The sequence below is a fragment of the Zobellia russellii genome (assembly GCF_018728565.1).
In the GTDB taxonomy this organism is placed as follows: domain Bacteria; phylum Bacteroidota; class Bacteroidia; order Flavobacteriales; family Flavobacteriaceae; genus Zobellia; species Zobellia russellii.
The window spans coordinates 1-8,758 of sequence record NZ_JACSOI010000014.1; the positions used below are offsets into that span (position 1 = coordinate 1).

Below are 8,758 nucleotides of genomic sequence, written 5' to 3' on the forward strand. Positions count from 1 at the left end.
AGTAATTTGAGTGTTCATATCTTTAATTTTTAGTTCATCTTAAAGATACTCGACTTACTGCTTTTACATAGATGCTATAAGTAATTGCTTGTTCTCGCCTACTTCTGAAAATCCTAGCGGATTTTCAGCTTGGTGTGTACTTGCAAAGTTGAGTTCTGACCCACGCAACTACTCATAGCCGAGACCGTTGTGGGCAATTTAAGAACAGCCTACGGACATCAACCCTTCCAACTTAATTTCAACTTCCCAACAAAAAAAATTGAAAAAATATTTGCGTAGTTAAATGGCTTCATATATATTTGTAGTCAAATAACTTCATAATGAAATTAAGAAGAGACATATTTCAAGCGATTTCAGACCCAACAAGACGAGCGATATTGGTATTGCTCACTTCTCAAGCAATGACAGCTGGAGCAATTGCCGAAAACTTTGATGCAGCGAGACCTACCATTTCAAAACACATACAAATTTTGAACGAATGCGACCTCGTAGAAGCAAATCAACAAGGTCGAGAAATCTACTATGAACTGAAAATCGAAAAAATGAAAGAAATCGATAAATGGTTGGAACAGTTCAGAAAAATTTGGGAAAACCGTTTTGGCCAACTTGACAATTTATTATCAACACTTAAAAACAAGAAAAATGAAAAATAATCTGTTATTCGACTTTACTGTCGACAAAAAAACAAGTACCGTTTTTGTAAACCGAGAATTTGATGCAGACCAACCAATGGTTTGGGATGCTTTTACAAAACAGGAAATCCTTGACCAATGGTGGGCACCACAACCGTGGAAATCAAGAACAAAGTATATGAACTTTGAAGAAGGTGGACGAAGATTTTACGCTATGGTCGGTCCTGAAGGCGAGGAACATTGGTCCATTCAAGACTTTACGTCAATTTCACCCAAAGACAACTTCCAATTCAAAGATGCATTTGCAGACAAGGACGAAAACATTAACGAACAAATGCCTTCTGCCAATTGGAACTTGGACTTTAGCGAAACTGATGGTATTACAACGGTAAAGATTTCTATTAAACACGCAAAACTTGAAGACCTAGAGATGCACATACAAATGGGCTTCAAAGAAGGGTTTACAGCAACATTAGACCATTTGGCAAAACTTTTAAAATCATAAAGACAATGAAAAAAGCTAAAATCATTTTTTGGACGGCTACAATTATCATAGCTCTTTGGGAAGCGGTTATGCCAATGAGTACTTGGATTTTTGCACCAGAGTATATGACAATCGGAACAAAGGCTTTGGGCTATCCCGATTATTTCGCATACGCTTTAGCGATAGCAAAAGTCCTTGGAGTTATTGCGATTGTTTACCCAAAAACACCTGAAAAGCTAAAAGAATGGGCATATTCAGGTCTTGCTTTCACACTTATTTTTGCGTTCATAAGTCACGCTTGTGTAGATAAGAACATCGGTTATATGATTATGCCTTTGGCTTTCTTGGGCATACTTGCACTTTCTTACCATTACAAAAACAAAATCAAAGTAATAAACTAAAAATCAAAAAAATGGCAAAACAAATCTTTATCAATTTAGCTGTAAAAGACGTTAACAAATCAATGGACTTTTACACAGCATTGGGATTTACGAACAATCCTCAATTTTCAGACGACACTACAAAATGTATGGTGTGGAGCGATACAATTTTCGTAATGCTAATGGCACACGAAAAGTTTTCAACCTTTTCCACCAAGCCAATTGCAGACACGAAAGCAAATATTGCAGGACTTTATTCTTTATCTACCGATAGCGTGGATGAAATGAATGAAATTTTGGAAAACGGATTAAGGGCAGGCGGAAATGAACCAAACGAATTAAGGGATTACGGTTTTATGCAACAACGAACAATCGAAGATTTGGACGGACACACTTGGGAAATGTTATATATGGATATGTCAAAAATGCCAACGGAATAAAAACTGCCCACAACAACGTGTATAAGCAATAGCGGTTTAGGTGCTAACCTGAACCGTTTTCGCATAAATTAAACTATATTGTTATCCGAAAAGTAGTTGCTTAAATCCCGCTACTGCTCATACACAAAACCGTTGTGTGCCATTTGAACAAACCTTAATAGAACTAAATAATTGAAAAAAATAAACGCAAAAAAAGGAACTCTTTTACAACAAAAAGGAGAGATAAGTTCTAAGGTTTATCTTGTTGAGAATGGTTTGTTACGGAGCTATACAATCGATGAAAAAGGGAAAGAACATATTTATATGTTTGGTCCTGAAAACTGGTTAGTTGCTGATAATTGTGAACCCAATACACCTTGTCAATTATTTATCGATGCTGTTGAAGACTCAATAATAAATGTAGCTACCAAAGAAGAATTATTAAAAGAAGGCCCAGACTTAAATGCCTTATTAAGGCGTTTAGAAACAATGCAAAATAGGATTATAATGTTAATGAGTTCAAATGCAAAAGAAAGGTATGAACATTTTGTTAAAACGTATCCAAACATTACTCAAAGAGTTCCACTAAAAATGGTAGCCTCTTATTTAGGAATTACGCCTGAAGCTTTAAGTCGTGTTCGACATGAACTTTCTCAAAAAAAATAATCAAATGTCATTTCTTGATGTACATCAATGCATAGGCTTTCCAAAACTATGATTTTTGTACCATAAAATAAAAACAAAGTAAAATGACAAATCAAAAAAGCAACAAAGCAATCAATATAGCATTATGGATTGCACAAGGACTATTAGCTGTCATGTTTATAATGGCAGGTATTATGAAAGCTACTCAACCAATAGAGGCATTAGCAGAATCACTTCCATGGGTAACATCGACACCATTAGGATTGGTAAGGTTTATTGGTATTAGTGAATTATTAGGAGGATTAGGTTTACTAATTCCATCTATTTTCCGGTTCAAACCTTTTTTAACTGTTTGGGCAGCTTTGGGTCTTGCATTGATAATGGTTTTAGCAGTAGGATTTCATGCATCACGAGGTGAATTTCCAAATATAGGAATGAATGTTGTTCTAATTGGTATTACGCTTTTTATTGTCTGGGGAAGAAATAAAAAAGCACCTATACTTCCTAAAAGTTAGTGGTTAATTAATAGCTGAATAAAAACGGCACACAACAACGTATATAAAAAATAGCAGAAAAGAACTAAATTAAAAGTTTAGTTCTTTTCTGCTATTTTTGTTTTAAACCGAAAATTAGTACAGATAAATCTGCTACTTTTCATATACAAACACGTTGTAAGCAAGCTGAAAACAAGATTGTAACTTTAACGAAAAACAGTAAAAAGTGAGAAAATTAAAACTTCAAATTCAACTCTCGATTGATGGATTCATTTCTGGTCCAAACGGAGAAATGGACTGGATGATTTGGAATTGGGATGAAAAACTAAAGAACTTCGTCAAAGAAATAACAGAATCGACTGACACCATTGTATTAGGACGAAAACTTGCTGAAGGATTTATTCCACATTGGAAATCCAACAAAGAATTGGAAGGTGCTGAAAAAATTAATAACTCAAATAAAATAGTTTTTACAAAAACACTCGAAAATACTGAATGGGAAAATACCCTTTTGGAAAAAGGAGATTTAGTCGAAAAAATAGAAAAATTAAAGTCCTCAACTGGAAATGACATAATTGCCTATGGAGGTGGCGAATTTGTTTCTTCACTAATTAGAGAAAATTTAATTGACGAATATTATTTTTTCATAAATCCTTCGATTCTGGGGAAAGGAATGCCAATATTTGAGAAAGTTGATTATAAAACTGAATTAAAATTGGAAAGTGCAAAAGCCTACGAATGTGGAATAACAGTTTTGACATATAAAAAGTAAAAGCCAGCTTACAACAACGTGTATAATTAATTGCTTTGGTCGTTGCTTATTTGGAAAATTCCTTCGGAATTTTCTCGCGTTCGTTATTGTTTACTAAATTAGTTGCTTAACCACGCAACAAACCATATACAAACACGTTAGCCACAAGTTGAACTTACTATTGAAAATCATACTTCACATAATAATCTTTGTCCTTTTAACTGTACTAACTCAAATTGGTGGAATTGTTTATCTGATTACTTTATTTCTAGTTAAAAAACAAAGTGAAAAGAGACGGTTAAAACGAATTGGAGTTTTTGCAGCTTTGTACTTGCTTGCAACTTTCTTAATTGTACCACACTCCGCTCCTATTTTTGGTCGTGAAAAAATAAAAGAATCTGAATTTGTAGAGGCTCATTCATTCTTCTATAAACTTGCGAATAGAAATTATGTGCGACCAGAATTGAATAAAGCAATTGGAATTATTGCAAGTGAATTTGAACAGCGGAACGATGGAATAAAGATGATTTATCTGGATGCAAACTTTCCCTTTATTGACAAATTCCCGCTTCTTCCCCATCTGAGTCACAACGATGGTAAGAAAATCGATATTTCGCTGATTTACGAAAACCAAAATGGAATATTGACAAACAAAAAGCCGTCAATCAGTGGTTATGGAGCGTACGAAGGTCCGTCTGAAAAGGAATACAACCAAATTGCTGTATGTAAAAATAAAGGCAACTGGCAATACGACTTTCCAAAATATCTAACTCTTGGAAAAATTAATAAAGACATCAAATTCTCGAAAAAAGGAACTCGTGATTTATCAAATCTGATTGTAAAACAAAATCAGGTTGGAAAGTTATTCATTGAACCACATTTAAAACAACGACTGAATTTGAAAAATGGAAAAGTAAGATATCATGGTTGTCAAGCAGTCAGACATGATGATCATATTCACTTTCAGCTGAAATGAAAAAACCAGTGGCTAACAACGTGTATAGCTCATTGCTTGTGAATTTCCTACTCGGAAATTCTTGCGCAATTTGCTATCTTGTTTCCTTAATCGGAAAATCATACTGATTTTCCGCAACAAGCCATACACGAACACGTTGTGCAACATAAAACAAGCAGATGAGAGAAAAATCTATAAAAAAAATGATAACCTATAATAATCCGCTCATATCAAAAGGTAAGATCATAAAAATACTATTTCTTTTATTGTTTCCTTATTTATTATATGCAGTTGAATATCATGTATCTGTTAAAGGGAATGACTCTAATATAGGCTCATTGAAGCAACCGTTTCAAACAATTTCAGCGGCAGCCAAAATAGCAATGCCAGGTGATACAATTACTGTACATAAAGGCACTTATCGTGAATGGATTAATCCTCTCCGAGGTGGTTCAAGTGATGATAACAGAATTGTATATCGTGCTGCTCAGGGAGAAAAAGTTGAAATTAAAGGTTCTGAGGTAATATCAAATTGGAAAAAAGTAGAAAAAGGGATTTGGAAAGCTGTAATTCCTAATACATTCTTTGAAAGTTATAATCCATATAAAGATTCAATAGCTGGAGACTGGTTTAAACCCCAAGGTAGAGTGCATCATACAGGTGAGGTGTATATAAACGGAACCGCTTTATACGAGGAAGTTGCTAAAGAAAAAATGAATATTAGAAAATTAAGCTGGTATTGTGAAGTAGATGAAAATGAAACTCATATTTGGGCAAATTTTGGAGCGTTAAATCCCAAAAAGGAATTAACTGAAATCAATGTTAGAAAAGCCTGTTTTTATCCTGATAAACCCAATAGAAACTACATTACTGTTTCTGGTTTTACTATGAGACATGCAGCTTCTCAGTGGGCGCCACCAACGGCAGAGCAAAAAGCACTTATTGGCACACATTGGAGTAAAGGTTGGATCATAGAAAATAACATAATTAGCGACTCAAAATGTGTTGGATTAACGCTAGGTAAATATGGAGATACTACGGATAATACTTCAGGGAATTCTGCAGGAGGATATGTTGGAACAATTAAACGTGCACTGAAAAACGGATGGTCAAAAGATACTATAGGTTCACATATCGTCCGAAATAATACAATTTACAATTGTGGCGCAGCTGGTATTTGTGGTAGCCTTGGCGGAATATTCAGTCAAATCATTGGAAATCATATTTACAACATCAATCTTGACAAGCCTTTCACAGGTTACGAAATGGCAGGTATAAAATTTCATGCTCCCATTGATATGCTCATCAAAGGAAATCGTATTCATCATACATCAAGAGGAATATGGTTGGATTGGATGACGCAAGGTACTCGTGTAACTTCAAATATTCTTTACGAAAATGGAAGACAGGATTTATATATTGAAGTAAACCATGGACCCTTTGTGGTTGATAACAACATTTTGCTTACGAGATATAGTTTAAAAGACCGCTCAGAAGGTGGTACGTATGCACATAATTTATTTTATGGTAAGATTGATTACAGACCCGATGGTAGATGGACTCCATATCATAAGGAGCACTCAACAGAAATAGTAGGTATAAGGCCTATCAAAGGAGGTGATACTCGTTTTTATAATAATATGATTACTAGCAATGGACTTAGCGAATATAACAATACTGAAACGCCTTGTACGGCAGATGGTAATGTTTATGTATTTAATGCTAAACCACTAGAGAGTGAAGAAGGACCGCTTGAAATTCAGGACGAAGAAGAGTTTTTTAAACTAAAAATGACCGAAGAAAACGATGAATTAATTTTGAATTTCAAACTGCCAGTTGATGTAAGTGAGCAAAAAAATAATTTGGTTACAACGGCGCTACTTGGAAAAACAGTTTTGTCTAACGCACATTTTATGAATTTCGATGGTTCCCCATTGAAAATTGACATGGACTTTAAAGGTGTTAAAAGAAATACAGACAACCCTATTGCTGGTCCTTTTGAGCAATCATACGATAAACCAATTGTTGTAAAAGTTTGGTAAAGTGTTATTAATGAAGTTTCAGCACGATATAATGAATTACGTTGCACAACAAAAAATATAGGCCATTTGGCGGATAGTGCTAATTTTGGGAATGTTTACATTTAAAAAAAATATAGCGGTTTGATAGGAAGGTGTTTCAAAATTCCAAACGCCCCATATTCAAACCGTTGGCAACAATATCACAAGTTGAATTTGAAATTTAAAATAACATACTCCTTACTGCTCTTTTTCTGCATTTTTTCCGCTTTTGGACAACGGACTATAGACGGTAGAATTATCGACCAATTTTTGGAAAGCGCCGTAGGTATTTCAATATATGACAAAGACACTACCGAAATCGCACAATCTGACTTTAATGGGTATTTCCAAATTGAATTACCCAAAGAAACAGATAAATTAATTTTCGCTGGAGTTGGCTATGAATGGGCAACTATAACAATTCCAAACGAATGCAATAATCCAGAGATAATTCTGTTTTTGGCTTCTACTTATGACTTTAAGTCACCTAAAAAAGTTGACAGACTTCGGAAAAAAGAATTTGAAAAATTAACTGAGTTACACTCTCAAGCCTTCCAAAAAAGACTTTTTAAAACCGAAAAACCCTGTGTCATTCGAGAGTTTGAACTTGACTTCCCAGACCTTAACAAAATTCGTCGACAAGATAAATTGGCCAAGAAACAGATTAAAACAAAGTTCAAAGAACTAAAAATCGGCGATATTGTAAAAATACCTTTTGGATTAGATTCATCAGAAAAAATGATAAGTACTTACTATTCACATTGTGAGTATTGTACAGAAGAAAATTATGATTACGTAATTGAAGGGGAGATTCTGAACAAGTACAAAAGAAAGTTAACTCTTGAAATTAAAATTAAAGAAATGCAGCCTTATGATTCTTTGGAATATGGAGAAAAGGATTTAAGCATTGGAAGAAATTTCAAATATGAAATGAAATATTTCGAAGTGATAATTGATAAATAAATACTGTTGCCAACAAAACCTATAAAAAATAAGGGCTTCGGGCTTAATCGAAAGGTTTGTGTATTTTTATGAAGTCCGCAAAATCTTTGGGATTTTGCTTTAAACAAGGAAAAGAAAAAACAAAACAAAAAGCTTTTGCTATGTGCATGGCGGAAAGTAAACGCTAGTTTGCTCCCTTACTTTTCATAGCTAAACCGTTGGCAACAATTTAAGAAACAGACATTGATTAAATGAAACAAATATTAATACTATCATTTATTGTTTTATGTTTTTGGTCTTTAATAACAACATTTAGAGCAATATACCTTATACTGACCAAAGAGTTCAATGGTTCAAAATCAACGTGGATTCTTATATCAATGCTTGGATTTGTTGGACCAATTTTATGGATAACGAAAGGAAAAAAACTGCTATCAAAAAATACGGCTAATGATTAAGTATATCTATGGTATTATAATATTAGTTAGTATAAGCGCTTGTGGACAAAATGCGAGTGAAATGAATACACCTGAAAACGCATCCGAAAAGTTTACGGAATTTCTTGCAAAGAAAAAGTTCGTTGAGGAAAATTACTATCCTGGAATCGCTGACGAAAAAATGCGACCGATTTTTACGGAGAAAATTAATAGTGTTGCGTCTGACTTTAAAAGTGTAGCGGAATCTGAAAATCCGACTGACAAAAAATATCAAGAGAAAATTGGAATCGGACTTTCAAGATTTGCGGACGTCTATTTGGAATTGGACACTGAAGACCGAGAAAGAGTTTGCACATACATTGAGGAATTAATGGACATTGTCGGACTGGAAAGTTCGAATAGACAACTTAATAAATTTATGTACGGTTTTGACCCGAACGAATTGACAAATAAAAATTAAAAAAACTGTTGCCAACAATGTATCCTATGAAAAGCCCTAGGCCAGTTCTCTAAAGATAATATTTTATTTTTTATTAGTCCATAATGTTGATTTTGGGGT

Annotated in this window: 11 protein-coding genes; all 11 read left to right on the forward strand. The window is 34.0% G+C overall.

Features of this window, described 5'->3' with window-relative positions; all coding sequences use genetic code 11:
- Nucleotides 1-320 precede the first annotated feature (320 nt).
- The 11 genes from H9565_RS19885 to H9565_RS19935 all read left to right on the forward strand — a co-directional run bounded on the left by H9565_RS19885 (nt 321) and on the right by H9565_RS19935 (nt 8,659).
- Nucleotides 321-653 carry a metalloregulator ArsR/SmtB family transcription factor gene (locus tag H9565_RS19885; RefSeq protein WP_155598310.1) on the forward strand — a complete coding sequence of 111 codons (333 nt, stop codon included), beginning with the start codon at nt 321-323 and terminating at the stop codon, nt 651-653.
- Nucleotides 643-1,137: an SRPBCC family protein gene (locus H9565_RS19890; protein ID WP_215442129.1), complete on the forward strand. Its 495-nt coding sequence runs from the start codon at nt 643-645 to the stop codon at nt 1,135-1,137. The genes H9565_RS19885 and H9565_RS19890 overlap by 11 nt, the downstream gene beginning before the upstream one ends.
- A gap of 5 nt (nt 1,138-1,142) precedes the next feature.
- A complete protein-coding gene (locus H9565_RS19895; protein WP_215442130.1) occupies nt 1,143-1,517 on the forward strand; it encodes a DoxX family protein in 375 nt (124 codons plus the stop codon).
- 11 nt (nt 1,518-1,528) lie between these two features.
- Complete coding sequence (locus H9565_RS19900; protein WP_155598313.1) at nt 1,529-1,936, forward strand: VOC family protein; 408 nt, start codon at nt 1,529-1,531, stop codon at nt 1,934-1,936.
- A 171-nt stretch (nt 1,937-2,107) separates the two neighbouring features.
- Nucleotides 2,108-2,581 (forward strand): Crp/Fnr family transcriptional regulator, encoded by a 474-nt coding sequence (locus tag H9565_RS19905; protein WP_215442131.1) that lies wholly within the window; start codon nt 2,108-2,110, stop codon nt 2,579-2,581.
- 83 nt (nt 2,582-2,664) lie between these two features.
- A complete protein-coding gene (locus tag H9565_RS19910; protein ID WP_215442132.1) occupies nt 2,665-3,075 on the forward strand; it encodes a DoxX family protein in 411 nt (136 codons plus the stop codon).
- A gap of 205 nt (nt 3,076-3,280) precedes the next feature.
- Nucleotides 3,281-3,826, forward strand: coding sequence for a dihydrofolate reductase family protein (locus tag H9565_RS19915; protein ID WP_215442133.1), 546 nt, complete (start codon nt 3,281-3,283; stop codon nt 3,824-3,826).
- Between the two features lie 160 nt (nt 3,827-3,986).
- Complete coding sequence (locus H9565_RS19920; protein ID WP_215442134.1) at nt 3,987-4,781, forward strand: hypothetical protein; 795 nt, start codon at nt 3,987-3,989, stop codon at nt 4,779-4,781.
- Nucleotides 4,782-4,939: 158 nt separating this feature from the next.
- A complete protein-coding gene (locus tag H9565_RS19925) occupies nt 4,940-6,802 on the forward strand; it encodes a right-handed parallel beta-helix repeat-containing protein (protein WP_215442135.1) in 1,863 nt (620 codons plus the stop codon).
- A gap of 192 nt (nt 6,803-6,994) precedes the next feature.
- Entirely contained in the window at nt 6,995-7,783 is a 789-nt protein-coding gene (locus H9565_RS19930) for a carboxypeptidase-like regulatory domain-containing protein (RefSeq protein ID WP_262897842.1), read from the forward strand.
- A 498-nt stretch (nt 7,784-8,281) separates the two neighbouring features.
- Nucleotides 8,282-8,659 (forward strand): DUF4844 domain-containing protein, encoded by a 378-nt coding sequence (locus tag H9565_RS19935; RefSeq protein ID WP_246560854.1) that lies wholly within the window; start codon nt 8,282-8,284, stop codon nt 8,657-8,659.
- The last annotated feature ends 99 nt before the right edge of the window (nt 8,660-8,758 follow it).

What these genes read in the sequence shown, in the direction of transcription:
- H9565_RS19900 (WP_155598313.1), top strand. Translation starts at nt 1,529, where the DNA reads ATGGCAAAACAAATCTTTATCAATTTAGCTGTAAAAGACGTTAACAAA.
- H9565_RS19885 (WP_155598310.1), top strand. Translation starts at nt 321, where the DNA reads ATGAAATTAAGAAGAGACATATTTCAAGCGATTTCAGACCCAACAAGA.
- H9565_RS19935 (WP_246560854.1), top strand. Translation starts at nt 8,282, where the DNA reads ATGAATACACCTGAAAACGCATCCGAAAAGTTTACGGAATTTCTTGCA.
- H9565_RS19895 (WP_215442130.1), top strand. Translation starts at nt 1,143, where the DNA reads ATGAAAAAAGCTAAAATCATTTTTTGGACGGCTACAATTATCATAGCT.
- H9565_RS19925 (WP_215442135.1), top strand. Translation starts at nt 4,940, where the DNA reads ATGAGAGAAAAATCTATAAAAAAAATGATAACCTATAATAATCCGCTC.
- H9565_RS19890 (WP_215442129.1), top strand. Translation starts at nt 643, where the DNA reads ATGAAAAATAATCTGTTATTCGACTTTACTGTCGACAAAAAAACAAGT.
- H9565_RS19910 (WP_215442132.1), top strand. Translation starts at nt 2,665, where the DNA reads ATGACAAATCAAAAAAGCAACAAAGCAATCAATATAGCATTATGGATT.